The sequence below is a fragment of the Rhizobium rhododendri genome (assembly GCF_007000325.2).
Taxonomy (GTDB): Bacteria; Pseudomonadota; Alphaproteobacteria; order Rhizobiales; family Rhizobiaceae; genus Rhizobium; species Rhizobium rhododendri.
In genome coordinates this window covers 530,232-555,560 of record NZ_CP117268.1, presented here as the reverse complement: position 1 = coordinate 555,560, position 25,329 = coordinate 530,232, and the positions used below count along the sequence as shown (strand labels likewise).

Below are 25,329 nucleotides of genomic sequence, written 5' to 3'. Positions count from 1 at the left end.
AGTTGCGTTATATTGAGCTGGGAGCTGTGTGCCATGTCGCCCGTCACGAAGGCTCCGAAGCCAATAGCGCGTTATTTGCGTGACGCGCTGCAAAGCGCTCTTAGGATTGCAGTACTAACAGTGTACGGAAAAAGGCCCTTGCTACAAGCGGACTGCCGTGATTCCATGCCTGCGTGACTGGTCGGCAGGAGCAGGACATGCGTGGCAGTGATATGCAGACGGCGGGTCTGTTTTCTTATGTGAGCTGCGAAGCCCGCGTTCCGACAAGCCATCCGCTGCGGGCGATCTGCGCCATTGTAGACGAGGCGCTGGAAGTTCTGTCGCCAGATTTCGAGGCGATGTATTCAGCGATCGGCCGCCCGTCAATCCCGCCGGAGAAGCGTATCCCTACGGCGTGGACCGCCTTGCGAGTTTTTTGCGATATCGTGATTTTGCGCTCTTGAGAGTGGAATTAAGAGCGCAATGAGGAACTATGGCACAGGCCATTTTGCTGACGGGTCAAGAACGGCGTCGTCGTTGGTCACCGGCTGATCGGCTGGAAATTCTGGAGGCAGCATTCGCGCCGGGTGCAAATGTGTCGGAGGTAGCGCGTCGTTTTGATGTTTCGACGGGGCTGCTCTACACGTGGCGCCGCCAGGCGCTGTCGGCTGCGGTGACGGATGGTCCTGCCTTCGTGCCCGCGACGGTCGTGGGTGCCGCGGGCGGTGGCGATGTCGTTGCGGCGACGATCGCTGTGGACTTTGCGAACGGTACCAAGGTGAGGATTTCGTCCGGGGCACCTTGTGATCTTGCCGCAGCAGTAATGCGAGCGCTCAAATGATCCCGATCAGTTCGAGCGTGCGTGTTTGGATTGCGAGCGGCCATTGCGATATGCGCAAAGGGATGCAGGGTCTTGCTCTGATCGTGCAGGAAGGTCTGGGCCGTGATCCGTTCAAGGGGGACGTTTTTGTCTTCCGGGGGAAAAGTGGCCGGCTGATCAAGGCTCTTTGGCATGACGGAATTGGCCTTTCGCTATACGCAAAGCGGCTTGAGCGCGGCCGTTTCATTTGGCCGGCGACGGAGGGTGGAGCGATTGCGCTGACGGCTGGCCAGATGTCCTATCTGCTTGAGGGAATTGACTGGCGAAACCCGCAGCAGACATGGCGCCCGACGAGCGCGGGATAGCGTTTTTTTGGCGGGATTGCGTGCGGCAGCACCAAGAAAAGCTATACAAATCAGTGGTTTTGTGATTCACTTCGAGCATGGAAACCGGCTCGGGAAATCACCGTGATCATGCTGCAGCCCTGGAAGCAGAGCTAGCGATTGCGCGGTCGGAACGGGCTACTGCTTTGGCCGAATTGGCTGTTGCCAAGGCCAAGGAGGCCGACGATCAGGCCATCATTCTTCGCCAGAAAGTCTATATCGAAAAGCTGCAACGGGAACTGCGCGGTCAGAAGTCGGAACGGACAGCGCGGCTGATCGCGCAGATGGAGCTGATGCTTGAGGACGCCGAAGCGGCGGCGACTGAAGATGAGCTTGCCGCCGAAATGGCCGTTGCTGCAGCTGCTGCGATTGCGGTCACCGGCTTTACGCGCAAGCGGCCCGTCAAGAAGCCTTTCCCGGAACATCTTCCGCGTGAGCGTGTCGTGGTGCCTGGTCCGGTTGCCTGCAGCTGCTGTGGCGGTGAACGGCTTCGCAAGCTCGGCGAAGACATCACCGAAACGATGGAGAGCGTACCGCGTAGCTGGAAGGTCATTCAGACGGTGCGGGAAAAGTTCACCTGCCGTGACTGCGAGAAGATCAGTCAGGCACCTGCACCCTTCCATGTCATACCGAGAGGATGGGCGGGTCCGAGCCTTTTGGCGATGATGCTCTGCGACAAGTTCGGCCAGCACATTCCCCTCAATCGCCAGGTCGAACGTTTTGCCCTGGAAGGTGTGCCAGTCAGTCTGTCGACAGCAGCAGACGCGATTGGCGCGTGCTGCCAGGTCCTTGCCCCGCTTGTGAGGCGGATTGAAAGCCATACGTTCGCGTCTGAACGGATCCACGGTGATGATACGACCGTGCCGGTTCTCGCTCTCGGCAAGACCGTCACCGGTCGGATATGGAGCTACGTCAAGGACGATGCTCCGTTTGGCGGAACGGCGCCTCCGTCGGCGATGTTCTATTATTCCCGGGACCGGGCCGGCGAACATCCACAGGCGCATCTGGCCAATTATAGCGGCATCCTTCAGGCGGATGCCTATACGGGCTATGGCCAGCTCTATCTTCCTGATCGAAGTCCGGGCCCGATTCATGAGGCGGCGTGTTGGGCGCATGCGAGGCGACCATTCTTTGCGCAAGCCGATTTGGAGGCCAACGCGCGCCGAAAAGCGCAGGGTAAAAATGCCGCCGTCATCTCGCCGGTCGCCTTGAACATGGTGCAGCGGATCGACGCACTGTTCGAAATCGAGCGCCATATCAATGGCCGTACGGCCGATGAGAGAAAAGCAATCCGCCAGCAGTTGTCAAAACCGCTGATCGACGACATGGAGATATGGATACGCGAACACCGCGCCAGGTTGTCGCGCGACAATGACTTGGCAAAGGCGTTTGACTACATGCTGAACCGCTGGGAATCCTTCATTCGTTTCCTCGACGACGGGCGCATTTGCCTGTCGAACAATTGTGCGGAGCGATCTCTGCGCGGTGTGGCGCTCGGTCGGAAAGCCTGGCTATTTGCCGGTTCCGATCGAGGGGGCCAGCGGGCGGCGGCCATGTACAGCCTGATCGTCACCGCGAAAATGAATCGCATTGACCCACAGGCCTGGCTTGCCGATGTCCTTGCCCGCATCGCCGACCATCCAGTCAGCCGTCTTGATGAGCTTCTCCCCTGGAATTGGCGGGAAACCACAACATCGCCACTGAGGCAGGCGGCCTGATGGCAGGTCCTCTCGTTCGCTTAAAGATCACGCTCGATGACGTTGATCCCTTGGTGATGCGGCGCGTTGTCGTCCCATTCCGCATTCGGCTTGACCGGCTTCATGAGGTTCTTCAAGAGGCTTTCGGCTGGACCAACAGCCATCTGTATGAGTTCAGGATCCGTGACATCGGGTTCGGCGTGCCTGATGGCGGCTTTGATGGTCCCATCGATGCACGCAAAGAAACGCTTCTTGCTGCCATCGAAGATATCGGCGCGAAATCATTCAAGTATCTCTATGACTTCGGCGACGGCTGGACGCACACCGTGAAAATCGAAAAGGTTTTACCGGCGACCGCCGGCTTCGGCGATCCCTTCCTGCTTGACGTTGTCGGACGATGTCCACCGGAGGATGTCGGCGGTCCGTGGGGTTATGAAGAGTTCCGCGAGGCCATTGCGGACACCAACCATGAGCGTCACCACGAACTTGTGGAATGGTGGGGCGATGCGCACTACGATCCTGGCGATGTCGACGCCGCCAATCTCCGCAAAAACGTCGAGGCCTTAGCTGCAAAATGGAAGCGCCGATCGCGAAAGAAAAGCTGAACCTGCGGTCCTCGGCGAATGCATACGGAGAAGCTGCTGCGTGCCCTGTTGCTGCAGGCCTTTTACACGATACGCTCCGAGCGTCAGCTCATGGAGCAGATGGATTACAATCTGCCGTTCCGCTGGTTCGTCGGCCTGTCGATGACGCGCCGATCTGCGACGTCACGGTGTTTACCAAGAACCCCGAGCGCCTCTTGGCGGGCGACATCGCCGCCAAGTTTCTGGCCGCCTTGCTGGGCCAGCCCCACAGATGGCGGCGACACCGACGGCAGCGGCTCTGGCGCTAAAGGGAAACAGCCGCCAAAAACCAAAGGGAGCAACTCCGAGCGCGATTTCCACGGCGAGAAGCGAAGCAAACCAAGCACCGCAATAGCTAAACGGCGCATTTAGATCACGGTATTGTTCATTGTATGCTCAACGGAGACAGCTAACGTCGGTTCATCTGTTTCTAGGCCGGAGCGATATAACGATAGGCCTCCTGCATGCCCGCCTATTTTGCTTCGTACGGCTTGCACGATCCTCAGAGCACCTCTCAACGCAAGCGACTTACTCCGCAACATAACTTAATACAAAAAGACACTCTGCAATATTGCTCTCAGGCATAGTGCGATGCGAACCGGCCTCCCGTCGTGGGGTCAGCCTCTGCATCCACACTATGAAAGAGAGTCATTCCCGTGCACATCAAGTCATTCGTATTTGCCATTATTGCCATTTCGTCGGCAGCACCCGCAATGGCAGCGGACCTTTCCGTTGTTCCGGAGGCAGCGCCTGCTGCTTATTCAGCCTATGACTGGTCAGGTTTCTACATCGGTGCCCAGGGCGGCTATAGCTGGAATCAAACCACCGTTCTCGGCACCAAGGAAGATCTGGACAACGGCTCCGCAGGCATTCACGCCGGCTACAACTTCCAGTCGGGCAGCATCGTCTACGGCATTGAGAACGACTTCAACTACAACTTCGCCAAAGACAAGGACACCGACCTTGAATGGGACGCGTCCGGCCGTGGTCGTATCGGTTATGCCCTCGACCGTACGCTGATCTTCGCAACTGCCGGCGTCGCGGCGACAAGCGGCAAGCTGGACCTGCCCGCTATACGCAAGAAAGACGACATCCTCATTGGATGGACTGCGGGTGGCGGTGTCGAACACGCTATCACCGACAACATCCTGGTTCGTGGCGAATATCGCTATTCGGATTTCGGCAAGAAGGATTTCGGCGCCGGCGTCGGCGATTTTGGCGCCACCCAGAACAAGGTCCTGATCGGCGCCAGCTACAAGTTCTAGCCGCAGGCGGGACGGCCGGGAAGGACAGAGACAAGACTTTCCCGGCCCATCCGGGATGGTCACCTCCCTCCCGCCACCGCCGCAGCCCGCCAATAAAGACGGAACTAAATCCAACGAACAGATGGATCCCGGGAGAAGCCTCCAGGCGATCAAGCAAGGAGACTTTGCCGTGAGCGGACCTGCGAGCAAAAATAACAGACGCCCCATTCTTGTCTTTCTTCCGGCCAACGCGGCAAACACCATCGTCGCCAGGCTAGAGCTAGCGGGCTATCCGGCGGTGGCGGTCACGACAGTCCCGGACCTGTTCGACGCGCTTCGGTCGGATGCGTTCGCGCTGGCAGTCACCGTCCGGCCGCAGATCGATATCGTCCGGAACATCATGACGATCCCGGTCGTCAACCTCGAGGTCTTCTTCCATATGTCGCTCACAGCCGACAGCGGTGAGATCAGCAGCAAGCAGTTCGACGTCAATGCCTTCGTCAACCGCATAAAGACGCTCACTGCGCCCCGATCAGGACGGGAGCCTGAGAAAGTCACGGAGTTCGGGCGCAAGCCGACTGGAGCGAACCCCGCCTACGCGGGATGGCGCAAAGCGGCGGCGCACTTTTTTAAAAGCCGCTCCATGGCGAGGATGGACGTCTGAGCGTGCTTATTTCCGATCTCTCTTGCCATCGTCCGGGTTTCATGACGCGTCATGGGAGCGCAGACACGATGTCTCACATTGGTCGCTTGAAAACTTTGGCAACTGGCCGAACCGCTTTTACCTGGCTCTCCCAGGGATTGGATCCTGCACAGGCCGCCGCGGTAAAATGCGAACTCCTCTTCTGGATAGGGTCTCTTTTGATGTTGTGGATAATTGGCGCTGCCTCGGTCAGCGGTTTCGTTCTGACAGCCTTCTTTTGCCTTCTGACTTTTGCGAAGGTTCTGAGGATAACGCTCATGAAGATCATCGAAGGCATGCCGAAGTATTCCCGTGGGCGCCACTACGCGACACTCACTCTTGGAATTGCCTTTTTTGTCCTGGTTGCGGCACGCGCCTGCTATATCTCGATGATCATTGTCGATACGGGGATGTCCGGTGGGATATGATCTGGAGCTTGCAAAAAAGACCGGAGCGGATAAATCCAGCAATCGGCTTGCAACTGCGATAAGACTGGCCTCTGAGATCGGGGAGCCCGCCGAGATGACATTTCAAGACCAAGCTCACATCCTCATCGTTGAAGATGACACCGAAATCGCCGGAATGCTGGTCGAGCTGGCCTGCGCCAATGGCTACAAGGCGACGTCGGCCGACAGCGGTGCGGACATGGACCGCCTTCTGGCGCGCTACAAATACGATCTGATCGTTCTGGATGCGATGCTCCCTGGAGAAGACGGCTTCAGCATTTGCAGAAGGCTGCGCTCCTCCGGCACCATCCCAATCATTATGCTGACGGCGCTCCAGGAGGATATCGATCGTATTCTCGGCCTCGAGCTGGGAGCCGACGACTACGTCACCAAACCGTTTAACTCGCGCGAACTCATTGCCCGCATCAAGAGCATACTGCGTCGGGCTTCCTATGTGCGTGAACAGGATGGCGGGCTCGCTGCCCTGACATTTTCCGGCTGGCGTATAGATCCAAACAGTCGCCAGCTGCACGACGCCGAGGGCGCGCAGGTGTCGATGACGACTGCCGAATTCGACCTGCTACTGGCCTTCTGCCAAAATCCCAACAAGATCCTGACGCGGGAACAATTGCTGTCGATGACCCATGCGGGCACTGCGGGACCGATCGAGCGCAGTATAGACGCGCACATCAGTCGGGTTCGCCAGAAGATCGAGCCGAACCTCAAGGAGCCGACGTTTATCAAGACGGTCCGGCTCGGCGGCTACATGTTTGCCGCAAAAGTGGAGCGGATATTGTGATATCGCTGCGTTCTGCGTCCCTTCGCATACAGATACTCCTGCTTGCCATTCTCCTCGTTGTTCTCGTATCCGCTGTCGCGACGATTACCGAGCCGTTCATCTATGGCCGACATGACAAGGGGATCGAGATCGGCTTGTTCGCCGGTCGCGTGGAGACGGTGCTGCAGCAATTCAAAAAGGCCAGTTCCCGGGCAGACGAGGATGCAGCACTTGCCAATGCGGCCGCCGTCGGGCTCCGCATGGGGCGGGTCGATCCCAGGCAGTTCGCGGACGCAGCCGCCGTCGTGCCGATCCAGGCAGACGTTCGCCCGGGCATTCGCAGGCTATTGGACAAATCCTTTGCCGCGGAGATCGGCGAAATCTTCTCGCACGCCAGTCCCCGCCATAGCCTTCTCGTCATGCTCGACAACAACAACGCGCTTGCGATTGAAGCCCCTGCGTTTCCGAAATATCTCTGGTTTGCTCCAGCTGTTGCCAGCGGGCTTTTGAAGATCATCATTCCCCTGGCGATCATGGCCTATCTCAGCAGCCGGCTGATAACCCGGCCGTTGGAGCGCATCGCGACGGCGGCCCAGCGAGAAACGGTCCTGAACGAAACCTATGCGGAACCGTTCACGGTCGAGGGTGCGAGCGAGATCCGAATTCTCGCTAACTCTCTCAATACCATGCGCAGCCGTATTCAGCAGATGACCGTCGATCGCACGAGGCTGTTGCGCGCCATCAGCCATGACCTCAGAACGCCCCTCACCCGGCTTCGCATGAGAGCCGAACGGCTGGCAGATTCCGACCTCAAGGATCTGATGCTGAGAGATGTCACCACTCTCGGCTCGATGATCGACGAAAGCCTCTCATTCCTCAACGACAAGGTCGAAAACACCCGCAAAGTCGATCTGTCGAGCCTCCTCCAGACCGTCGCCAGCGATTTCGCCGACACTGGCGTCAACGTTACGTTCGAAGGTCCGCGACGTGTCGTGTACATCTGCAAGCCGCAAGGCCTGACGAGAGCCGTGAGCAACCTGGTGTCGAACTCCGTCCGTTATGCGGATCAGGTCTGCATAACGCTGGAATGCCTGGACGACGGCAGTGTCCGGATCGCAGTGAAGGACAATGGGCCGGGCCTTCCCGACGAGATGAAAATACGCGTGCTCGAGCCGTTCTTCAAGGCGGATGCATCCCGGCAGGGCGGAGCGATGGGGAGCGGATTCGGCCTTGGCCTGACGATCACGAAGGGCATCGTTGAGAAAGGTCACAACGGCACGTTCCAGTTGCTCGACAATATGCCGAAAGGACTGATGGCCGATATCCGGCTGCCGCCCGCAACCTGACAGGCTTGCAGATTGTCACAGCAACAATTTCATAACATCGAACGAACTCCACCACAGTAAGAGCCCGTCGATTCGATAATTCCTCACCGCTTACGTTTGGGTTGGTTGGCGTCCGCCTAGAACTGCTGGGATAATAACACCAGCGTTTGTTCGCCCCTCGGGGGCAAGAGCAAGTTCGAGACGAACGGCGAGATCGTCCGGGTGACCGACGACTTTCATTTCCCGGCAAATCCGACCGGTCTCATCAACGATAGATACCGATGTCTCTTGCAACGAGACGTCAAGGCCTGCAAAATACTTCATGCTGCGCTTCCTTCCATTGATGTTTGTGGCTGTTCTCACATGACCACGTTTATCATCAACTCGAAGCGCAGCACCTCTTCATCAAACCTGTGATGTCGAGGCAGGGACTCAAGCCCAATATCCTATCTGTTAGGATCGCCCCATGATCGAGACGTTGAGGTTTGCTCCATCCGCCGAGGCACCTTTCGCGGAAGGACGGGAGGGCTGCTCTTGTGCTGACCCCGACGGCATACATCAACGGCTTCGGCGCTAAGCGAAAACTGATCGCGACACAAAATATGACAATTTCGGAAGCCGGTATCGTCGAGCGCGGGCTTTTCTTCCCATAGGTAATCACCGGTAAGATTTACGTGTTCCCATGAGAGCGGCGACAGGCTGGCAAGCAGGGGCTCGGCGACTGGCTGCCCGGTATTTCGAAGGACATCGACGACACGGCCCGTGTAGATCGTGTTCCAGTGAATGATAGCGGTGACGATCAGATTGAGGGCCGATGCTCGGATTGACAAGTTTTCCTGGCTTCGATCACGGAACCGGCCGAGACGGTGGAGATTGACGGCACGCACGAGACTGTTGCGGCTCTCCCCTTTATTCAGCTCTGCAGTTGTTGTCTTCCGAAGATCCTCGTCATTGATCCAGTCGAGCGTGAACAGGGTCCGCTCGATCCGGCCCATGTGACGTAGCGCCTGGGCGAGACCGCTCTGCCTCGTGGTTGCGGACAATCGCTTGAGCATGAGCGAGGCACTGACGGTGCGCGTGCGCAGCGAGGTCATCAGGCGCAAAATATCGTCCCAATGCGCCCGGATCAGGTCGGCGTCGATGCGGTCGCCCATGACATTCTGAAGAATGCCATACTGTTTTGCAGGCCTAAAGCCATAGAGGCATCGCCCATCGAGATCGGGAATGCGAGGCACGAAAGCAAAGCCGAGCGCATGGCAAAATGCAAAGACGAGATCGCTGACGCCGCCGCCATCGACGTGATGGCGGACGATGTTGAGACCTACATCGGTTTCAAGAAGAGCATCGAGAACATGGACCGCTTCGCTCGCCGTCGCAGCGATGATCTTTGTGTGGAACGGAGCATAGCGGCCCGAGATCGCTGTGTAGAGCTTGATGATCGGGTTGGTTCCGTAATGGCCGTTGACGCCGCCGGCGACTTCACCGCCATCGCCAAGATGGATATGCTGTCCATCGGAGGAGGAGACGGTGTGAGAACCAAAGACGGCCGCGAACGGGGCGGCATGTTGGGCCTCGACGAGCTTGGCAAGCGCCAGGGAGAACGTCTCCTCCCTGAAGTGCCATATCGCCATCTGCTGTAGCTGGCGGCGTGTTATGCCGGGGCAGGCGAGCGCCATCTTCGAAAAGCCGAGGTTTGTGGCTTCGGCGATGAGCGCTGCATAGAACACACGCATGTCGTTCGGCGTCCGTCCGGTCTGAAGATGCTCAAACAGGGAGCTGAAGCCGGTCATTCGATCAATATCGGCGACGAGGTCCGTCAGCCGGATCGGCGGCATGGCTGCTGCCACTCGTTTTGCGAATGCGAGTGCAGCTTCGGTCTCGGCGGTTTTGACCGCGGGTACTCGCAACCCCTTTGCGCCGATGCGCGTGTCGCCACGACCGGTCTCCAAACGGTTCGCTGCCTCGCGCAGTTTCTGGTCCAGCGCTTCGGCTTTCTGAGCAAGATAGATCTCGACATCGATCGGAATTGCGACGGGGATTCGGGCCTCGGCCTTGATGATGGCATAGGTCTGGTGCGAGATCATGTCCTCGTCGAGCGCGCGGTAGGTGCGCGACCCTTTTATCCAGATCTCGTTGGCAGCAATCCGGTTCTTCAGTTCGACAAGGATGAAGAGTTCCAGCATTCTCTGATCGATCGAGCCGTCCGCTGCCAGGATCACCTTGATCCAGCGCTTGTCGACCAAATCGCGCGCGTTCTCAATCCAGGGAGGATTTGTCGAGCGACGGCGACCTTTTCCTGCGACCTTCATTTGCATCACTATGCCGATGAAGTCGCGGTTTTGACGGTTCCCCTCGAAGGTGAACGCTGTCAGGAACGGAGCTGAGAACCGCCGGATGCGCGCATATTGGGCCGGCAGGTAGGCGATCAGATCGTCATCTTTACGGGTACGAGAGGCCGCTTTTGCAGCTGCGGTCGCCTGCATCAACTGGTCCCAACTGCTGACAGCGTTGACTGCCTCATCCAGGGAAAGCCCGGTTTCGCGTTTGGTGGAAATAGCCTCTCCGAAGCTTACGAAGAAATCCAGAGCCGATGTCGCCGATGAGGCATTTTCCAGTAGTTGCCTGTCGCGCTCAGCCTCTGCCCGCCGGAATGTCTTGCCAATCAGGACCTCGAACATGCCGATCGCTGCATCAGTGAGCGCAATTTCCATCTCCAGAAGGAAGGCTCCAAGTGTTGCATATCGGCGGCCTGACCGCATTTGCTCGAAATTCTGGGCTGTCAGGCGGCGACCTTCCTGTGCCATGCGACGCACACGGTGGGCAGGGACGACCTGGAGCACATCGTTGGAAAGCCCGACATGACGCACGGCCTCAAGCCGATCAATCAATCCTCGCATGGCGGCTTCGCCGGCTTTTCCGGGCGGTTCGCGTAACCAGGAGATCCCACTTTGACGGATACGCGGTCCCATACCCAACAAGGCCTCCATCCTGACAACCAGATCTGGAGGCAGTCTCGCGGCAACATCTGCGAACAGCGCTTCCTCCGCTTCGGTGCAGGCTTGCCCTGCCAACCGTTCGATCACCGTGATGCCGGGAATGACGATACGCCGACGGCGCATCTCATCGGCGAGCGCTGTGATAACGAACTTGTCCTTGGTCGAGGCGATCGCCACACCTCGCGCGAAGGCAAGCAGGTCAGCTCGCAGGGGGTGGCTCAGTTCGGTGAACCCGTAGTGTTGACGTAGGACGGCCAGTTGTTCGTAGCGCGTGGGCGTTCTTCGTGCGAAACTTGCCAGCGCCTCTGGTTCGATGCTGAGCTGCTCGGCCAGAAAGGCGAGCGCGCTTTCCGGGATCACCTCCCCACGCTGGATCAGTCGTCCGGGATAGCGAAGGGCACAGAGCTGAAGGGCCAAACCCAACCGAGTATCGTCACGCCGGCGTGTTTCGAGAAGACGCTGGTCTTCGTCATTGAGGCTCCAATGGCGGATCAGGGTGTCGTCGTCGGCGGGCAGGGCGAGAAAACTTTGCCGTTCGGCATCCGTCAAAATCATGCGGCGAGGCATCGGCACTCCATCTGTCACAAAAAGACCGGAGATAACCGTTCACAGAGCTTACATTGCAAGACGGGTTATGTGACAATCTACAGGCTTTGCCGCCGCGAAATGAAAATTGTCACACAGACGGACGTATAAATGACAACGTTGATCGGATATGCGCGGGTGTCGAAAGCCGATGGTAGTCAGGTCCACGATCTGCAACGCGATGCGCTGACCCAAGCTGGGGTCGAGGCCGACAATATCTATGAGGACTCCGCGTCAGGAAAGAAGGATGACCGTCCCGGTCTGGCCGCCTGCTTGAAGGCGCTGCGCCGTGGCGACACAATCGTCGTCTGGAAGCTAGACCGCCTCGGCCGCGATCTTCGCCACCTCGTCAATCTGGTCGGCGACCTTACCCAGCGGAATATCGGCCTTAAGGTCTTGGCAGGCGAAGGTGCATCAATCGATACTTCGACGGCCAATGGTCGACTGGTGTTTGGTATCTTCGCTGCACTTGCCGAGTTCGAGCGGGCGCTGATCGTCGAACGGACCAAAGCAGGCCTAGCGGCAGCCCGCGCTCGCGGCAGAAATGGTGGAGCGCCGTTCAAGATGACGCCGGCAAAGCTGCGCCTTGCTGAGGCAGCAATGGGAAAGCCGGAAACGAAGGTGGCAGACCTATGCGTCGAGCTTGGCGTCACGCGACAAACGCTTTACCGTTTTGTGGGGCCGAAAGGCGAGCTACGAGCCGATGGCGAAAAAATGCTGAAAAAGAAAACGCGGTAATTATCCGCATAGAAGGTGAAAGGTTACGCGATGGCTGTTGTCCGATGGGAGGATTGGAATGGTAATGGGCTGGAGCATTGCGTCTGTACCGATGCTGGCGAGGGCCTCATCCTGGAAGGTGTTGTCGCGGGGACCCGGCACGGGGCCTATGGAGGATACTACTTCGTCCGCACCGACTCAGCGTTCAGGACGCGCGAGGTGCGCGTTAGATATGTCGACGGGCCATATCTGCATGTGGAGGCAGATGGCAAAGGAAACTGGCGCGACGCCCTCAAGGACAGGCCGCTCCCCGACCTGGATGGCTGCATCGATGTTGATATCGGGATCACTCCGGCTACAAACACGCTGCCTATCAAGCGGTTGAAGCTACAGGCAGAGGCAAGCCAAGATATTACGGTCGCCTATGTCCCCCTTCTCGATCAGATCAACGGTGATTTTCTGCCGCAGCGGGCGGAGCAGCGTTACACCTGCCTGACGCCAGATCGCCGCTATCGCTATGAAGGTTTGTTTCGAGCGTTTACAGCCGAACTTGAAATCGACGAAACAGGTCTCGTGCTCGATTATCCCGACACATTCCGCAGAGTGAAAATGACACCGTAGTTACGGCCGCGATAAATAGGGAAAATCGCTGTCCACTCGACTCTGGCCCCGCTGACCATACGTCGATCTCACTACCGTATATCTGTGCCCGTTTAATGTTCAGGGGCCATCTGGCTGGCAAGATGGCGTCGACATTTTTGATACGCAAGCCGTTGGCCTGCTTGCCGAAGCCGGGCTCTGGGGTGCCATCCGCCATCATGGTTTGGTGGGTGACATGGTGATCGTGTCCGACGATGCCGGCCAGTTCCGCGTCGGCAATCATGCCCTCTGTTGGGTGCATGCAGAACGTCTGGTGCAAAAGTTGATGCCGGCAACCGCAAAGGAGGAGCGATGGGCCACAGTCGTCCGCGATCTCATCTGGCGATACTACAAAGCTTTGAAAACCTACAAGCAGAACCCTACCCCAGCATCCGCTCCCGCATTCCGACGACGGTTCGATCGGATCTTCACTCTACGCACCGGTTATGAGGCCCTCGACAAGCTTCTTGAGCGGCTGCATCGAAGAAAGAACGAACTCCTGAAGGTGCTCGACTATCCCGACATTCCGCTGCACACCAACGCATCGGAAAGCGCCCTGCGGACGATTGTGCGGATTTCGCTAAATCGGGACAGCGGTTTCAGCAAGTCGCGGACAAGCGTTTCGCTAAGTCGCGGACAACGGATGCGATCGAATCCCGGTTGCCTTGTTGCTGTTACGCGTGATTGTGTTCGGTTATTTCGTCGCCGGTCAAGAGCGTCGGCGTTTTTCGTTTGCGCATGCTGTCGCCTTCGAGAGTGATGCGGTGGGCGTTGTGAACAATGCGATCCAAAATCGCATCGGCCAAAGTGGCTTCTCCAATCATTTCGTGCCAGGCGGCCACCGGAAGCTGAGCTGTGATCAGGGTCGATTTCCTTCGATATCGCTCCTCGAAGATTTCGAGCAAATCGAGGCGCTGTCGGTCATTCAGGGTATGGGTTCCCCAGTCATCCAACACCAGCAACTGAACACGTGCCAGCTTGTCGATGAGGCGCGGAAAGCGTCCATCGAGCCTGGCAAGTGCGAGATCCTCGAAGAGCCGCGGCATACGAACGTAGAGGACAGAGTAGTCGAGGCGGGCCGCCTGTCTCGCAAAGGCGCAGGCGATCCAAGTTTTTCCAGTGCCCGTTTGGCCTGTCAGGATCAGGTTCTCGTTTGCCTTCAGCCATGCGCCCTGCGCCAAGGACAAGACATTGCGACGATCAAGGCCGCGGTGAGATCTAAAATCGATGTCTTCGATCGAGGCATTGGCAAATCGAAGCTTTGCTGTGGCGAGCCGATTGGTCAGCCGGCGGTCGGTTCGTAGTGCGATCTCGCGGTCGAGCATCAGGCCAAGCCGTTCGTCAAAGCTAAGATCATTTCCATGAACTTGCTCGATAAGTTCGCGATAGGCGGTTGCCATTCCGGCAAGACCAAGCGCACTCATCTGGTCCAGTGTTGGATGTGTCAGCATTAGCAGGTCGCGGAAATATCCCCCATTTTTCCGCCGATCCTGGCTAGACAGCTCGAAGACAGGCCGTGATGAAGCTTTTTCAGAGGCCTTGTCGGCCCATTTTGTCGCCATCCGCCTGGTTCGGCGGATTCTGGACGCGATTATGCCGTCGCCAGCAGCTTTGGAATTCTCACCAGATTATAGGCGGTGGCTGTCAGGGTGAACATCCAGCCGACGCGATCATTTCCGCGATGCCGGGTCTTGCGCATTCCGCCGCTGGTCTTGGCCCAGCCAAACACTTCTTCGATGCGCTTGCGAATGCGCTGACTGACACCGTAGCCGGGATGATGGGTGGTCCGACCATCAATTGCCGAGCGTCGGTTCGTCGTGTTCTGGGCGACGTGTGGCGTCACCTTTGCGTCCCGCAAGGCTTCGACGAAGTCGGCAGTATCGTAGGCTTTGTCTGCAGCCAATGTGATGCGGTGACGACCATCCATGCGACCCACCATATCCAGAGCTGCCTCGCGCTCTGCGGTTCCACTCGCATGGGTCAGCGTGGCGTCGACAACCAGGCCGTTGCGGTTTTCCATTATGACGTGACCCATGTGGCAAAGCTTGGCCGCCTGGCCACGGGCCTTCTTGTAAAGCCTGGCATCCGGGTCAGTGGTCGACGCATGGGTTGCGTTGCTGCGCTTCTCACCGTGGAAATCACGCTCAGAGTTGCGGCCTGCGGCCTTTGGCGGCTGTTTCCCTTCAGCGCCAGAGCCGCTGTCGTCAGTGTCGCTACCATCTGCGCCGTCCCTGGGTTTGAAGCTCTTCATGCTGGCCCAGGCTTCGATCAAGGTGCCGTCCACCGAGAAGTGGTCGTCTGACAGCAATGCCTTAACCCGCGGCTGGCTTAGCAAAGCGGCTAGAAACTTGGCGGCGATGTCGCCAGCCAAGAGCCGCTCACGGTTCTTGGTGAACACGGTGACGTCCCAGATCGGCGCGTCCATCGACAAGCCCACGAACCAGCGGAACAGCAGATTGTAGTCCATCTGCTCCATGAGCTGACGCTCAGAGCGGATCGTGTAGAAGGCCTGCAACAACAGAGCGCGCAGCAGCTTCTCCGGCGGGATCGACGGCCGGCCGATCGCTGAATACATCCCCTCGAAATCCGGGGACAGAACTTCCAGCGCCTCGTCTACGATGGCACGTATCGGCCGCAGCGGATGGTTTGCCGGAACGCGGGCTTCGCAGCTTACATAAGAAAACAGACCCGCCGTCTGGTCATCACTGCCGCGCATGTTCTGCTCCCGCCAATCAATCACCCAGGCATGGAATCACGCCAGTCCGCTCACAGCAAGGGCCTTTTTCCGCAACCTGTTAGATGTCCTTTCATTGGTAGTAGGTTTTGCCGCGGATATTGCCGTGCGGCGGTGCCGGCTTCACGGTCTCGCTTGCGGCAGGAGCCTGATCGAGACCAGATCTGAGAATGTTGGCGACAGACGAATAGGTCAGCGCATTGATGACCAACGCACGCTCACAGGCCAATTCCAGCCGATCGGTTTCGTAACGACGCGCCAGGGAGAGAATGCCCTGAGCGGATCTGTAGCCTTGCTCCGGGTGCGGCCGATCGCTAAGCAGACGCTCGATAAATATCGCAGTATTGGCCCCAACCTTCGCCGCTTCCTTGCGCAACGTGTGAGGCGTCGTGTTTGCATAGCGCTGGTGAGCTTTCGGCATATGCTCATTGACAGTGATATGGCCGGAACGCTGGGAGCTTCGGATGTGGCTGGCGACCCGCTTGTGGTCAAAGAAGATCTCGACCGCTCGATACGTCAGCCTGATATCGACCTTCCTGCCGATCAGACCGTGCGGCACGGAATAGAACGTCTTGTCGACGTCGACATGGTAATCGGGATGAACCTTGGCGACCTTCCATTCCGCGTATTCAAACGGCGTTGGCGGCAGTGGCTTGAGCTGGGAGCGCTCGACCTCATCGAACAGGGCTAGCCGGGATTTTCCATACCGACGCATCGTACGGGTGTTAAGGTCCTCGATCAGAGCGCTGATGCGGATATTGAGATCGACAAGGCTGAAGAAACGGTCGTTTCGAAGTCTGGCCAGAACCCACCTCTCGACGATTAAAACCGATCCCTCCGCGGATGGTTTATCCCGAGGACGCCGCGGCCGTGCTGGCAATACGGTCGTATCGTAGTGTTCGGCGAAGGCAGCAAATGTCGCGTTCAACGTCGGTTCGAACCAGAGAGCCTTGGCAATCGCGGATTTGAGGTTGTCGCAGATCGTCGTCTTCGTCACCCCACCGAAGTAACTGAAGGCTCGCTGGTTCGCCTCGATCCAATCCGGCAGCTTCTGACTGAAGCTGGCATAGGAGAACACCAATTGCGATGCACTCAGCACGGCCACATAAATCTGTGCTGCCCGGATCTCGCCAGAAGACGGATCGATGATCGGGATCGTATGGCCGGCATAGTCGCATTCCATCGCGACACCAGCCACATGACGACTGCGATAGGTGGGTTTGGCGCGGCTCTCATAATCAGCAAATCGGCAGCAGAACCAGGTATAGCCGTATCCATCCGGATGGACCTCCCGGTATTCCTGCCATAGCAGGTTGAGCGTCACGCCTTTGCGTTTCAACTCGCTGGCCACTTTCGGCCAGTTCGGTTCCTCGCTGTCTCGAGGAGGTCGCCCCATCCGCCGGAATAGTCGCTGCTCCAGGAGCTCGTCATCATCCAGACCGGGTGGAAGTGGCCATGCTGCAAGCCCCGCCTCCCGCGCCCGCAGCAGATACGTTGAGACCGACGTCTTGCTCATCTTCAGCCGCTCAGAAACGGCGCGTATCGACAATTCCTGCTCGAACGTCAGCCGCAGTATCGATCGAATGTCTTTCACATCAGTATGTCTCGCTTGCTTCCGTCTAGGCATTAGATCCTCGCTTAAAACACGAGAACAAATTGCCAGATCGGCGCTCACGAGATTCGATCTAAATCCGCTGTCCCTTCTGTCCGCGACTTACTGAATTTGCTGTCCCGAACTTTCTGAATTCGGTGTCCGCGACTTACTGAAATCTTTGTCCGGGACTTTGTGAAACCCGCACGATTGTGACCAAGCGGAAGATCTCTGGCGGCACGATGAGCCGAGACGGTCGCATTGCACGCGATACAATGCTCGGTCTGATGCAGACGTGCCGGAAGCTCGGCATCTCATTTTACGACTATCTTGGCGACCGGCTCGGCATTGGTGGCGAGGCCATCCCGCAATTAGCAGGCCTTGTCGCGGCGAGAGCCTGAGCGTTGCTAACGGCTGCCGGGCTTCGTGAATGGCAGCACGCGCCCATCCTTGGGCGTCAAGTCCTCCAAAACATTCCGCCCGATCAGCCTAACGAGCGTTGGTGAGACATTCCAGTGCTTCTCGTCATCAGAATGGATCGTCACGGTCTTGCGATTGCGACGGATGACGATACCCGTGATCGTTCTGCCGTCGTGTGTCTCGAACATCACAGCACTGCCGATTTTGATCTGCTGCAACGCTTGGTCTGTCTTTTGCCGATGCAGAAGATGAAGCCGTTCGACGATACGCTCGTTCAACGCTAGCAGTTCGGTCTCATCGAGCGTGTCGATATCGATGTCGGTCATGGCGCAGATCCATCCTCCAATGGCAGTCTTCTTCAAGGACGATGCCGATTATGATAGAAGAAAGTCAGCGACACAATTGCCTGACAAACCGGCAGCGCCACCAAATCTGCCCCACGTACCGAAATCAGTACGTGGGGCAGATTCGGTGGCAGCGTTTCGGCGCCGGGCCTAGAAAGTGTGCATAACCGCACGCGTTGATAACTGTTTCTCGGCTTGGGGGATTCCCTGAGCGGGGCAAATCATGATTCGATTCCATCATGAAGAAACGGCTCCCCTCCCCCGAGCATGCCGACACGCTTTCGCTGAATGCGTTGCGCGGGCTTGTGACGGGTCTGCTGGAGCGGTCGCTGCAAGCGGAAGCCCGGCTCGAGAAGCTTGAAGTCGACAACATCCAGCTTCGCGAAGAGAACGCCGCCCTTCGCCTGGAGAACACCCGGCTGAAACTCGAGAACCAGCTGCTGCGCGACGAGATCGCCCGGCTGAAGAACCTGCCACCCCGGCCGCCGTTTCGCTCCTCCGGCATGGAGAAGGCAACGGATGCCAAACCCGGCGACATATCGGCGCATAAGAAAAAGCCCCGTGGCCCGAAGCTGGATGTGAAGCGGGTGAGCCGGCAGGAAGTCCTGCGCGTCGATGCTCCCGTCGGGTCGCGCTTCAAGGGATACAGAAGCATCTATGTTCGCGATCTGGTGATGAAGGCGGAGCTTGTGCATTACCGCCGCGAATGCTGGCTGACGCCGGACGGAAAGACAATTCTTGCGTCCTTGCCGGCGGGGATCACTGCTGGCTACGGCCTCAACCTCAGGCGTCTTTGTCTGATGCTCCATACACAAGGGCAGGTGACGACCGGACGCCTCACGACATTGCTGAACGATATCGGTCTCGATATCTCAAAGCGCCAGGTGGTGCGACTTGTGACCGGGCAACTGGATGGCTTTGCAGCCGAGGATACGGCGGTGCTGCATGCCGGGTTGGTATCGTCGTCTTACGTCACTGTTGACGACACCGGCGCCCGTCATTGCCATAATAACGGTTACGCCACACACATCGGCGGCCCGAACTTTAGCGTTTTCCGCACGACGAAATCGAAATCACGGCTGAATTTTCTGTCGCTGCTACGCGGCAGTTACCAGGATTATGTGTTGAACGACGCTGCTTTTGAATACTTGGAAGAACGCCGTGGTGGGTCACCGTTGACCGCCGGACTGAGGAGTTTTGAACCGCAACACTTCAGCAACCAGGTTCCGTTCATGACGCATCTGGCTGGCAAGGGCGTCGACATTTTTGATACGCAAGCCGTTGGCCTGCTTGCCGAAGCCGGGCTCTGGGGTGCCATCCGCCATCATGGTTTGGTGGGTGACATGGTGATCGTGTCCGACGATGCCGGCCAGTTCCGCGTCGGCAATCATGCCCTCTGTTGGGTGCATGCAGAACGTCTGGTGCAAAAGTTGATGCCGGCAACCGCAAAGGAGGAGCGATGGGCCACAGTCGTCCGCGATCTCATCTGGCGATACTACAAAGCTTTGAAAGCCTACAAGCAGAACCCTACCCCAGCATCCGCTCCCGCATTCCGACGACGGTTCGATCGGATCTTCACTCTACGCACCGGTTATGAGGCCCTCGACAAGCTTCTTGAGCGGCTGCATCGAAGAAAGAACGAACTCCTGAAGGTGCTCGACTATCCCGACATTCCGCTGCACACCAACGCATCGGAAAGCGCCCTGCGGACGATTGTGACCAAGCGGAAGATCTCTGGCGGCACGATGAGCCGAGACGGTCGCATTGCACGCGATACAATGCTCGGTCTGATGCAGACGTGCCGGAAGCTCGGCATCTCATTTTACGACTATCTTGGCGACCGGCTCGGCATTGGTGGCGAGGCCATCCCGCAATTAGCAGGCCTTGTCGCGGCGAGAGCCTGAGCGTTGCTAACGGCTGCCGGGCTTCGTGAATGGCAGCACGCGCCCATCCTTGGGCGTCAAGTCCTCCAAAACATTCCGCCCGATCAGCCTAACGAGCGTTGGTGAGACATTCCAGTGCTTCTCGTCATCAGAATGGATCGTCACGGTCTTGCGATTGCGACGGATGACGATACCCGTGATCGTTATGCCGTCGTGTGTCTCGAACATCACAGCACTGCCGATCTTGATCTGCTGCAACGCTTGGTCTGTCTTTTGCCGATGCAGAAGATGAAGCCGTTCGACGATACGCTCGTTCAACGCTAGCAGTTCGGTCTCATCGAGCGTGTCGATATCGATGTCGGTCATGGCGCAGATCCATCCTCCAATGGCAGTCTTCTTCAAGGACGATGCCGATTATGATAGAAGGAAGTCAGAGACACAATTGCCTGACAAACCGGCAGCGCCACCAAATCTGCCCCACGTACCCGAATTTAAACCTCGTTTACGCGAATTCTCGGCGCCTAATTAATTGATTACATTGGCCATGGCATATTTGGCCGCATTTAATTCGGCATTTACTTCCTTAACCCCTCATTAACCATAACCCCATACCTCACCTCCGATAAGTCTCCCTTATCGCACATGAGCCATCTGGCTCTCTAATGTTGCCATCTTGCCCGCCAAGGGCTATGTTTACGTCAACAGTCGTCGAGGATCACCATGTCCGAACCCCAGCTTTCCATCCGCAGCGCCAAGGCGCGCGACTTGGCCCATGCGCTGGCCCGGCGCACCGGCCAGCCGATCAACAGGCTCGTCGAGCAAGCGCTTGAGCTCTACGACCAGGAACTGCGTGAAAAACAAGCCAAGACGCCGGCAGATATCCTTTGGGACCTGATGGCGGAAGGCCGCCGCTCGGTGCCGCCAGGCACGACGTCGGCTCATGATGATCTCTATGACGAAAACGGCCTGCCTAAATGATTGCTCTCGATACGTCAGCGATCGTGGCCACCGCGCTGGGCGAGCCTGAGGCCGAACTTTTCCACGCCCTTATGAGCCGCGAAGAAATCCTCGTGGGTTGGCCAACCCTTCTCGAGGCCCGGATGGTGTTGACGGGAAAGCGCTTTCCAGGTGCTGAGGCCGTCATCGCTCAGTTGGTCGTGCTGCCAAATGTCACCGCCGTCGCGTTTGGTGAGCGCCACTATCATGCCTCAGAAATCGCGTTCGCGCGGTTCGGAAAGGGGCGCCATCCAGCGAGCCTCAACATGGGTGACTGCTTCTCCTATGCGGTGTCTGCGGTGGCTAAAACGCCCCTCTTGTTCAAGGGTCGGGACTTTTCGCAATCTGACCTGAAATTGCATCCGGCGTCATCGACGGCATGAGCGGAACAAGCGACAAGGCCCTGAACCGCCGGCTCGAAGAGCTCGACACGATCGCCGCCGTCCTGCCGATGGGGCGACGGGACGAACTCGCCGAAATCCTGTCGGATGAGGACGTCAAAACCCTTCGCCATCTGGTCAATGAAGGCATGGGTGCCAACTCCTTGCGCGCCCTCACCTCGGACCTCGCCTATCTGCAGGCCTGGTCGCTTGCGGCCACCGGCAAATCCCTCCCCTGGCCAGCCCCAGAGGCGCTGCTCCTGAAGTTCGTCGCCCATCATCTCTGGGATCCGGAAAAGAGACTGACCGATCCACAGCATGGCATGCCGATCATCGTCGAAGAGATCCTTCGCAGTCAGAGCTTTCTCAGAGTGGTGGGACCACATGCACAGGATACCGTTCGCAGACGGCTTGCCACATGGTCGACCCTGACCAAATGGCGCGGACTGAGTGGCTTGTTTGCCTCCCCTTCCCTGAAGTCGGCCATCCGACTGGCTGTTCGCGCCAACCCACGACCAAGAAAACGCAAGAGTGCCCAAGCCGTTACATCAGATGTGCTGGCAAAACTGCTCAACACCTGTCGCAGCACAAGTCTTCGCGACGTCCGCGACCGGGCCATCCTGATGGTGGCCTTTGCCTCCGGCGGTCGGCGTCGCAGCGAAATCGCCGGATTGCGGCGCGAACAGTTCACGATCGAGCCTTTGATCGCCGTTGAAGGCGCCCCTCCCCTCCTGTCGCTCTCCATCCATCTTGGACGTACCAAGACCAGTAGTGCCGACACCGATGAGGTCGTGTACCTCACCGGCCGGCCGGTCGATGCTCTGAATGCGTGGCTTGAAGTGGCACGGATCGACAGCGGTAGTGTGTTTCGGGCCATTGATCGCTGGGGCAATATATCCCGTCGCGCGCTTGATCCGAAGGCAATCAATGATATCGTCAAGCATCGAGCGGCGCTCGCCGGACTGGATGCTGGGGAGTTTTCGGCGCATGGCTTGCGATCAGGCTATCTGACCGAGGCTGCCAATCGCGGCGTCCCCCTTCCCGAGGCCATGGAACAGTCGAGGCATCGTTCGGTCCAGCAGGCATCAAGCTATTATAACAATGCGACACGGCGCACCGGACGGGCCGCCAGGCTGCTTTAATAGCGAGCCGTTCAACGAGCATATTGCGGACGGGTGATTTCTGTCCAGGCTATCGTGAACTCCGTCGAATCTTTGCAAATGCGAAGAAATCATAACCTGTCGAAACTACCCACCGCTCTTTGAGGCAGCCTCTTAGCAACCCCTCACAGAGCTTTGGATGGTCAAGATGCGTGCCGGATCTGTGCCGTGTTGTGGAGACTATTTATTTAACACGTACCTATACCATGGATGATCAATTAATTCTTTAGAATGCAGATATATACAGGAACCAAATTTGTCTCTGGTGGCAAGGTCACATTTTGCTGCTTTGTCTGGAGTCTCCCATTCAGCAAAACAATCGTCGCACGAGACAAATAAATTACCACTCGCACTTTCTTTTGAAACAAATTGAGTGCCCTGCCCACAACATGGGCAATTTTCACCGATCTTGGCAGAGTGAATGTATTTCATGGCTTAGTCGTCTTTATCAAAGGTGTGCGCTTGCCAGGATAGGCCTCATCCAGGGCCTCATGTTCTCGTTTCACAAGCCAATTGATAGCTTGTTTTGCAATTTTCTGGGTTTCCGCAAGCTGTTCATCATCATTTACGGTGAATTTAATTAATTCGAATCGCCCTTCGAGGTTGGTGAGAAATTCACGGATGTCGCTTTCTTCAACGGCAACAACTACCATTTCTGCCTTTTGAACCGCCCGTTGCAGCTCATCAGCGGAGACCCGCCCTTCTAAGTGCTTCGAGCATGCGGTCCTCAACTCAGTTATTGCGGCTGGATAAATTAAATTGGAGCTCATCGCGAGCTATTCCTTAAAATCGTAATTATTGTTCTAGTGACCTGCCACTGAAGTTTCATCCGGCTGCGATTTGTGATTCGGCATACAGAAATGACCCTATCAACTTGAGGAATAACAAGCGTTTATCATGCGTATCGGCATCGGGACCCCTCGCCGATTTACAGATAAATTATCGGCGATATTTCCAGCACAAACGGAATGTTTGCAACAGAGCCGGCCAAAATCACATTGCCAAACGGGCGCCATCCAGACATGACGATGCCGCCACATCTAATTGACAGCCACACTCGCGATATCAGCAGTTCAATCAAGAATACTAGGTCGTGAACTCATAAACGGGCGGCGAGGCAATTATGGGCGGCGGTCCGCCTGTAAGTACCAAATAAAGCACATGCGGTCGCGGACGCTGCCACCGGTAGCTTCGTAAGCAGCAAAAGGGCCTGCGAATGCTTTGCGTCCTTCTGCGATAAAGTCGTAATATCGCGTGATATCAACCATCTGCCGTCGTGCGTTTTTGGCGGAAAGCGCTACGCGCTCGCTCCAGGTTAACCCGACTGGCTCGCCCTTCAACGCATTTACCTCAACCCAATAACATTCGCAGGTGCCTTCTGGCATAAGGGATTGCAGTTGCCCGCCAACGTTGAGAAGGCCCAATTTCTCGGCTTCATCGATCACCAGAGGTATTGTTTCAGGTTTCCAACCCCATTCACCGCCGTTGCGACAAGCAACGGATCGCAGCGTGTCGGGGAGGAGCATCTCAGGATCGTCTCTCATTCAACAAAGCTATACGTCTTCCACCAGCGGTCAACATCTGATTCAGTGTCGGCATGAGCCAATACGATCTGACCGACCCTGAGTGGCGCGTGATTGAGCCGCTGTTGCCCAACAAGCCGCGAGGCGTGCCGCGTGTTGATGACCGCCGCGTGCTGAACGGCATTTTCTGGGTTCTGCGATCAGGTGCTCCTTGGCGTGATGTGCCACAGCGATATGGCCCCTTAACTACCTGCTACAATCGCTTCCGACGCTGGATGAAAGCGGGAATCTGGGACGGTTTGATGGACGCCATCACCAGCGCATCGCATGATCGGATCACGATGATCGATGGCACTTCAATTCGCGTACATCATTCAGCGGCGACATTGAGGGCGGATCATCCAGATCGCTGCCTTGGAAGAAGTCGACGGCAGCGAGCGAACTACTCGATAATCTTCCGTCGGGTGCGATGCTTCTTGCGGACAAAGCCTATGATGCCAACTGGTTACGCTCAAAGTTGAGAGCGGAACGTTCATGGGCAAACATTCCGCCAAAGTCTAATCGAAGCGAGCCAATCGTCTTCAGCCCTTGGCTTTACAAAAAGCGCAATCTCGTTGAGCGCTTCTTTAACAAGCTCAAATATTACAGACGGGCTGCAACCCGATATGACAAGCTCGGAATGACGTTTCTCGCGATGACGAAGCTAGCTTGCATCCGCATCGTACTCCGTCATAACGAGTCCACGGCCTAAAGCAACTATCTGGCTTTAAGTCTTCCGGGCTCGCCACAGCATCCGCGCCTCAGTGAGACTGACCTTATTCGCGCCATTGACATATTGGGCATCTTCAGATTGCAGCGGATCATCTTCCCAACCACATACTTTGCAGACCTCATAACACCCAGGCTCAACAAGCGTGTCACAATCGCAGCATGGACACGCTGCGGAGCCTGATAGGGCATCTTCGCCAAGACGCCTTATTGCCGCGACTGTCGCAGGCGGCCTATCGTAAATCTTCCTTAGCTCTGTAAAGCGTGCAAATGCAACGGGATCAGTTTCAATTAAGACATCAAGTAAATTCTCAGTAATTATCTCTGCATAGTAAACACCAACCGCCCCTCCCTCAAATTCAACATAGCTTGTATTATAATTGAAATTTCCGTCCAATACATCACACTCTTCGAACCCGCAAGTTAAAAGACCCCTATACCCAGGAGGTGACGTATGCAAATACGAGCCATTATTGTGAACAACAACGCCATATACAAACAATTCTTGATTATCATCTATTTTCCGTATTTTCAATTTTGCACCATTAGTTATTTACTTGAAATTGGCAGATTTACAATCTTAACATCCGCAACAGTGCCGGTACTAGAATTATAC

23 protein-coding genes and 7 pseudogenes are annotated in these 25,329 nt (G+C 57.0%); 20 read left to right on the top strand and 10 right to left on the bottom strand.

Going from position 1 to position 25,329, the window contains the following annotated elements; genetic code table 11:
* Positions 1 to 197: 197 nt before the first annotated feature.
* The 11 genes and pseudogenes from PR018_RS20330 to PR018_RS20280 all read left to right on the top strand — a co-directional run.
* Positions 198 to 380, top strand: a pseudogene (locus PR018_RS20330) (transposase); the annotation flags it as partial.
* Positions 381 to 472: 92 nt separating this feature from the next.
* Positions 473 to 820: an IS66-like element accessory protein TnpA gene (gene tnpA / locus PR018_RS20325; RefSeq protein ID WP_111217014.1), complete on the top strand. Its 348-nt coding sequence runs from the start codon at positions 473 to 475 to the stop codon at positions 818 to 820.
* Positions 817 to 1,164 carry an IS66 family insertion sequence element accessory protein TnpB gene (tnpB, locus tag PR018_RS20320; RefSeq protein ID WP_046119556.1) on the top strand — a complete coding sequence of 116 codons (348 nt, stop codon included), beginning with the start codon at positions 817 to 819 and terminating at the stop codon, positions 1,162 to 1,164. Before tnpA ends, tnpB begins: the two co-directional genes overlap by 4 nt.
* Before the next feature lie 77 nt (positions 1,165 to 1,241).
* On the top strand, positions 1,242 to 2,900 hold the full coding sequence (tnpC, locus tag PR018_RS20315) for an IS66 family transposase (protein WP_142832615.1): 1,659 nt from the start codon (positions 1,242 to 1,244) through the stop codon (positions 2,898 to 2,900).
* Complete coding sequence (locus PR018_RS20310; RefSeq protein WP_219271068.1) at positions 2,900 to 3,484, top strand: plasmid pRiA4b ORF-3 family protein; 585 nt, start codon at positions 2,900 to 2,902, stop codon at positions 3,482 to 3,484. The genes tnpC and PR018_RS20310 overlap by 1 nt, the downstream gene beginning before the upstream one ends.
* 27 nt (positions 3,485 to 3,511) lie before the next feature.
* A pseudogene (locus PR018_RS20305) lies at positions 3,512 to 3,729 on the top strand (transposase); the annotation flags it as partial.
* Positions 3,730 to 4,158: 429 nt separating this feature from the next.
* Positions 4,159 to 4,767 (top strand): outer membrane protein, encoded by a 609-nt coding sequence (locus tag PR018_RS20300; RefSeq protein WP_142832613.1) that lies wholly within the window; start codon positions 4,159 to 4,161, stop codon positions 4,765 to 4,767.
* Positions 4,768 to 4,936: 169 nt separating this feature from the next.
* The gene (locus PR018_RS20295) at positions 4,937 to 5,410 is read left to right on the top strand and encodes a hypothetical protein (RefSeq protein ID WP_142832614.1); all 474 of its coding nucleotides are present in this window, start codon (positions 4,937 to 4,939) and stop codon (positions 5,408 to 5,410) included.
* 296 nt (positions 5,411 to 5,706) lie between these two features.
* Complete coding sequence (locus PR018_RS20290) at positions 5,707 to 5,856, top strand: hypothetical protein (RefSeq protein WP_153816505.1); 150 nt, start codon at positions 5,707 to 5,709, stop codon at positions 5,854 to 5,856.
* A gap of 94 nt (positions 5,857 to 5,950) precedes the next feature.
* The gene (locus tag PR018_RS20285; RefSeq protein WP_142832606.1) at positions 5,951 to 6,673 is read left to right on the top strand and encodes a response regulator; all 723 of its coding nucleotides are present in this window, start codon (positions 5,951 to 5,953) and stop codon (positions 6,671 to 6,673) included.
* The gene (locus PR018_RS20280) at positions 6,670 to 7,998 is read left to right on the top strand and encodes an ATP-binding protein (protein WP_142832607.1); all 1,329 of its coding nucleotides are present in this window, start codon (positions 6,670 to 6,672) and stop codon (positions 7,996 to 7,998) included. Before PR018_RS20285 ends, PR018_RS20280 begins: the two co-directional genes overlap by 4 nt.
* Positions 7,999 to 8,175: 177 nt before the next feature.
* Here the strand turns inward: PR018_RS20280 and PR018_RS20275 are convergent.
* Positions 8,176 to 8,301 (bottom strand): annotated as a pseudogene (locus PR018_RS20275) (IS110 family RNA-guided transposase); the annotation flags it as partial.
* Between the two features lie 287 nt (positions 8,302 to 8,588).
* A pseudogene (locus tag PR018_RS20270) lies at positions 8,589 to 11,540 on the bottom strand (Tn3 family transposase); the annotation flags it as partial.
* A 129-nt stretch (positions 11,541 to 11,669) separates the two neighbouring features.
* Here PR018_RS20270 and PR018_RS20265 point away from each other — a divergent pair.
* The 3 genes and pseudogenes from PR018_RS20265 to PR018_RS20255 all read left to right on the top strand — a co-directional run.
* Entirely contained in the window at positions 11,670 to 12,296 is a 627-nt protein-coding gene (locus PR018_RS20265) for a recombinase family protein (protein ID WP_142832583.1), read from the top strand.
* Positions 12,297 to 12,326: 30 nt separating this feature from the next.
* Entirely contained in the window at positions 12,327 to 12,896 is a 570-nt protein-coding gene (locus PR018_RS20260; RefSeq protein WP_142832584.1) for a putative glycolipid-binding domain-containing protein, read from the top strand.
* Positions 12,897 to 12,994: 98 nt separating this feature from the next.
* Positions 12,995 to 13,674, top strand: a pseudogene (locus PR018_RS20255) (IS66 family transposase); the annotation flags it as partial.
* On the opposite strand, the gene istB reads toward PR018_RS20255, so the two are convergent.
* The 3 genes from istB to istA form a co-directional block, all read right to left on the bottom strand.
* A complete protein-coding gene (gene istB / locus PR018_RS20250; protein WP_111221724.1) occupies positions 13,589 to 14,365 on the bottom strand; it encodes an IS21-like element helper ATPase IstB in 777 nt (258 codons plus the stop codon). The pseudogene PR018_RS20255 and the gene istB sit on opposite strands and share 86 nt — an antisense overlap.
* A 140-nt stretch (positions 14,366 to 14,505) precedes the next feature.
* Complete coding sequence (locus PR018_RS20245; protein WP_143123525.1) at positions 14,506 to 15,630, bottom strand: IS5 family transposase; 1,125 nt, start codon at positions 15,628 to 15,630, stop codon at positions 14,506 to 14,508.
* Positions 15,631 to 15,721: 91 nt separating this feature from the next.
* Positions 15,722 to 17,275, bottom strand: a complete 1,554-nt coding sequence (istA, locus tag PR018_RS20240) for an IS21 family transposase (protein ID WP_279621474.1) — start codon at positions 17,273 to 17,275, stop codon at positions 15,722 to 15,724.
* A 167-nt stretch (positions 17,276 to 17,442) separates the two neighbouring features.
* On the opposite strand from istA, the pseudogene PR018_RS20235 reads away from it, so the two are divergent.
* A pseudogene (locus PR018_RS20235) lies at positions 17,443 to 17,640 on the top strand (IS66 family transposase); the annotation flags it as partial.
* Positions 17,641 to 17,646: 6 nt separating this feature from the next.
* Here the strand turns inward: PR018_RS20235 and PR018_RS20230 are convergent.
* Positions 17,647 to 17,985 (bottom strand): hypothetical protein, encoded by a 339-nt coding sequence (locus tag PR018_RS20230; protein ID WP_143123097.1) that lies wholly within the window; start codon positions 17,983 to 17,985, stop codon positions 17,647 to 17,649.
* 257 nt (positions 17,986 to 18,242) lie between these two features.
* Here PR018_RS20230 and PR018_RS20225 point away from each other — a divergent pair, with 257 nt between their 5' ends.
* Positions 18,243 to 19,907, top strand: coding sequence for an IS66 family transposase (locus PR018_RS20225; protein ID WP_219276076.1), 1,665 nt, complete (start codon positions 18,243 to 18,245; stop codon positions 19,905 to 19,907).
* A gap of 6 nt (positions 19,908 to 19,913) precedes the next feature.
* On the opposite strand, the gene PR018_RS20220 is transcribed toward PR018_RS20225, so the two are convergent.
* Positions 19,914 to 20,252, bottom strand: coding sequence for a hypothetical protein (locus PR018_RS20220; protein WP_142832637.1), 339 nt, complete (start codon positions 20,250 to 20,252; stop codon positions 19,914 to 19,916).
* Positions 20,253 to 20,606: 354 nt separating this feature from the next.
* On the opposite strand from PR018_RS20220, the gene PR018_RS20215 reads away from it, so the two are divergent.
* The 3 genes from PR018_RS20215 to PR018_RS20205 are packed head-to-tail and all read left to right on the top strand — an operon-like array spanning position 20,607 to position 22,404.
* The gene (locus tag PR018_RS20215; protein WP_142831570.1) at positions 20,607 to 20,864 is read left to right on the top strand and encodes a type II toxin-antitoxin system VapB family antitoxin; all 258 of its coding nucleotides are present in this window, start codon (positions 20,607 to 20,609) and stop codon (positions 20,862 to 20,864) included.
* Positions 20,861 to 21,265, top strand: a complete 405-nt coding sequence (locus tag PR018_RS20210) for a type II toxin-antitoxin system VapC family toxin (protein ID WP_142831571.1) — start codon at positions 20,861 to 20,863, stop codon at positions 21,263 to 21,265. Before PR018_RS20215 ends, PR018_RS20210 begins: the two co-directional genes overlap by 4 nt.
* On the top strand, positions 21,262 to 22,404 hold the full coding sequence (locus PR018_RS20205) for a site-specific integrase (RefSeq protein ID WP_142831572.1): 1,143 nt from the start codon (positions 21,262 to 21,264) through the stop codon (positions 22,402 to 22,404). The genes PR018_RS20210 and PR018_RS20205 overlap by 4 nt, the downstream gene beginning before the upstream one ends.
* Before the next feature lie 446 nt (positions 22,405 to 22,850).
* On the opposite strand, the gene PR018_RS20200 is transcribed toward PR018_RS20205, so the two are convergent.
* Positions 22,851 to 23,192 (bottom strand): hypothetical protein, encoded by a 342-nt coding sequence (locus tag PR018_RS20200; protein ID WP_142831573.1) that lies wholly within the window; start codon positions 23,190 to 23,192, stop codon positions 22,851 to 22,853.
* A 351-nt stretch (positions 23,193 to 23,543) separates the two neighbouring features.
* Complete coding sequence (locus PR018_RS20195) at positions 23,544 to 23,948, bottom strand: hypothetical protein (RefSeq protein WP_142831574.1); 405 nt, start codon at positions 23,946 to 23,948, stop codon at positions 23,544 to 23,546.
* 71 nt (positions 23,949 to 24,019) lie between these two features.
* Between PR018_RS20195 and PR018_RS20190 the strand changes: the two are divergent.
* Positions 24,020 to 24,696: pseudogene (locus PR018_RS20190) on the top strand (IS5 family transposase).
* Positions 24,697 to 24,711: 15 nt separating this feature from the next.
* On the opposite strand, the gene PR018_RS20185 reads toward PR018_RS20190, so the two are convergent.
* Positions 24,712 to 25,248 (bottom strand): CPCC family cysteine-rich protein, encoded by a 537-nt coding sequence (locus tag PR018_RS20185; RefSeq protein WP_205470426.1) that lies wholly within the window; start codon positions 25,246 to 25,248, stop codon positions 24,712 to 24,714.
* Positions 25,249 to 25,329: the final 81 nt, after the last annotated feature.

Excerpts from the sequence above, each read along its gene's own strand:
- PR018_RS20265 (WP_142832583.1), top strand. The coding sequence starts at position 11,670 with ATGACAACGTTGATCGGATATGCGCGGGTGTCGAAAGCCGATGGTAGT.
- PR018_RS20195 (WP_142831574.1), bottom strand. The coding sequence starts at position 23,948 with ATGCTCCTCCCCGACACGCTGCGATCCGTTGCTTGTCGCAACGGCGGT.
- PR018_RS20205 (WP_142831572.1), top strand. The coding sequence starts at position 21,262 with ATGAGCGGAACAAGCGACAAGGCCCTGAACCGCCGGCTCGAAGAGCTC.
- PR018_RS20220 (WP_142832637.1), bottom strand. The coding sequence starts at position 20,252 with ATGACCGACATCGATATCGACACGCTCGATGAGACCGAACTGCTAGCG.
- tnpB (WP_046119556.1), top strand. The coding sequence starts at position 817 with ATGATCCCGATCAGTTCGAGCGTGCGTGTTTGGATTGCGAGCGGCCAT.
- PR018_RS20225 (WP_219276076.1), top strand. The coding sequence starts at position 18,243 with ATGAAGAAACGGCTCCCCTCCCCCGAGCATGCCGACACGCTTTCGCTG.
- PR018_RS20215 (WP_142831570.1), top strand. The coding sequence starts at position 20,607 with ATGTCCGAACCCCAGCTTTCCATCCGCAGCGCCAAGGCGCGCGACTTG.
- PR018_RS20285 (WP_142832606.1), top strand. The coding sequence starts at position 5,951 with ATGACATTTCAAGACCAAGCTCACATCCTCATCGTTGAAGATGACACC.
- istB (WP_111221724.1), bottom strand. The coding sequence starts at position 14,365 with ATGCTGACACATCCAACACTGGACCAGATGAGTGCGCTTGGTCTTGCC.
- PR018_RS20260 (WP_142832584.1), top strand. The coding sequence starts at position 12,327 with ATGGCTGTTGTCCGATGGGAGGATTGGAATGGTAATGGGCTGGAGCAT.
- PR018_RS20210 (WP_142831571.1), top strand. The coding sequence starts at position 20,861 with ATGATTGCTCTCGATACGTCAGCGATCGTGGCCACCGCGCTGGGCGAG.
- PR018_RS20245 (WP_143123525.1), bottom strand. The coding sequence starts at position 15,630 with ATGCGCGGCAGTGATGACCAGACGGCGGGTCTGTTTTCTTATGTAAGC.
- istA (WP_279621474.1), bottom strand. The coding sequence starts at position 17,275 with ATGCCTAGACGGAAGCAAGCGAGACATACTGATGTGAAAGACATTCGA.
- PR018_RS20290 (WP_153816505.1), top strand. The coding sequence starts at position 5,707 with ATGAAGATCATCGAAGGCATGCCGAAGTATTCCCGTGGGCGCCACTAC.
- tnpA (WP_111217014.1), top strand. The coding sequence starts at position 473 with ATGGCACAGGCCATTTTGCTGACGGGTCAAGAACGGCGTCGTCGTTGG.
- PR018_RS20200 (WP_142831573.1), bottom strand. The coding sequence starts at position 23,192 with ATGAGCTCCAATTTAATTTATCCAGCCGCAATAACTGAGTTGAGGACC.
- PR018_RS20310 (WP_219271068.1), top strand. The coding sequence starts at position 2,900 with ATGGCAGGTCCTCTCGTTCGCTTAAAGATCACGCTCGATGACGTTGAT.
- PR018_RS20230 (WP_143123097.1), bottom strand. The coding sequence starts at position 17,985 with ATGACCGACATCGATATCGACACGCTCGATGAGACCGAACTGCTAGCG.
- tnpC (WP_142832615.1), top strand. The coding sequence starts at position 1,242 with ATGGAAACCGGCTCGGGAAATCACCGTGATCATGCTGCAGCCCTGGAA.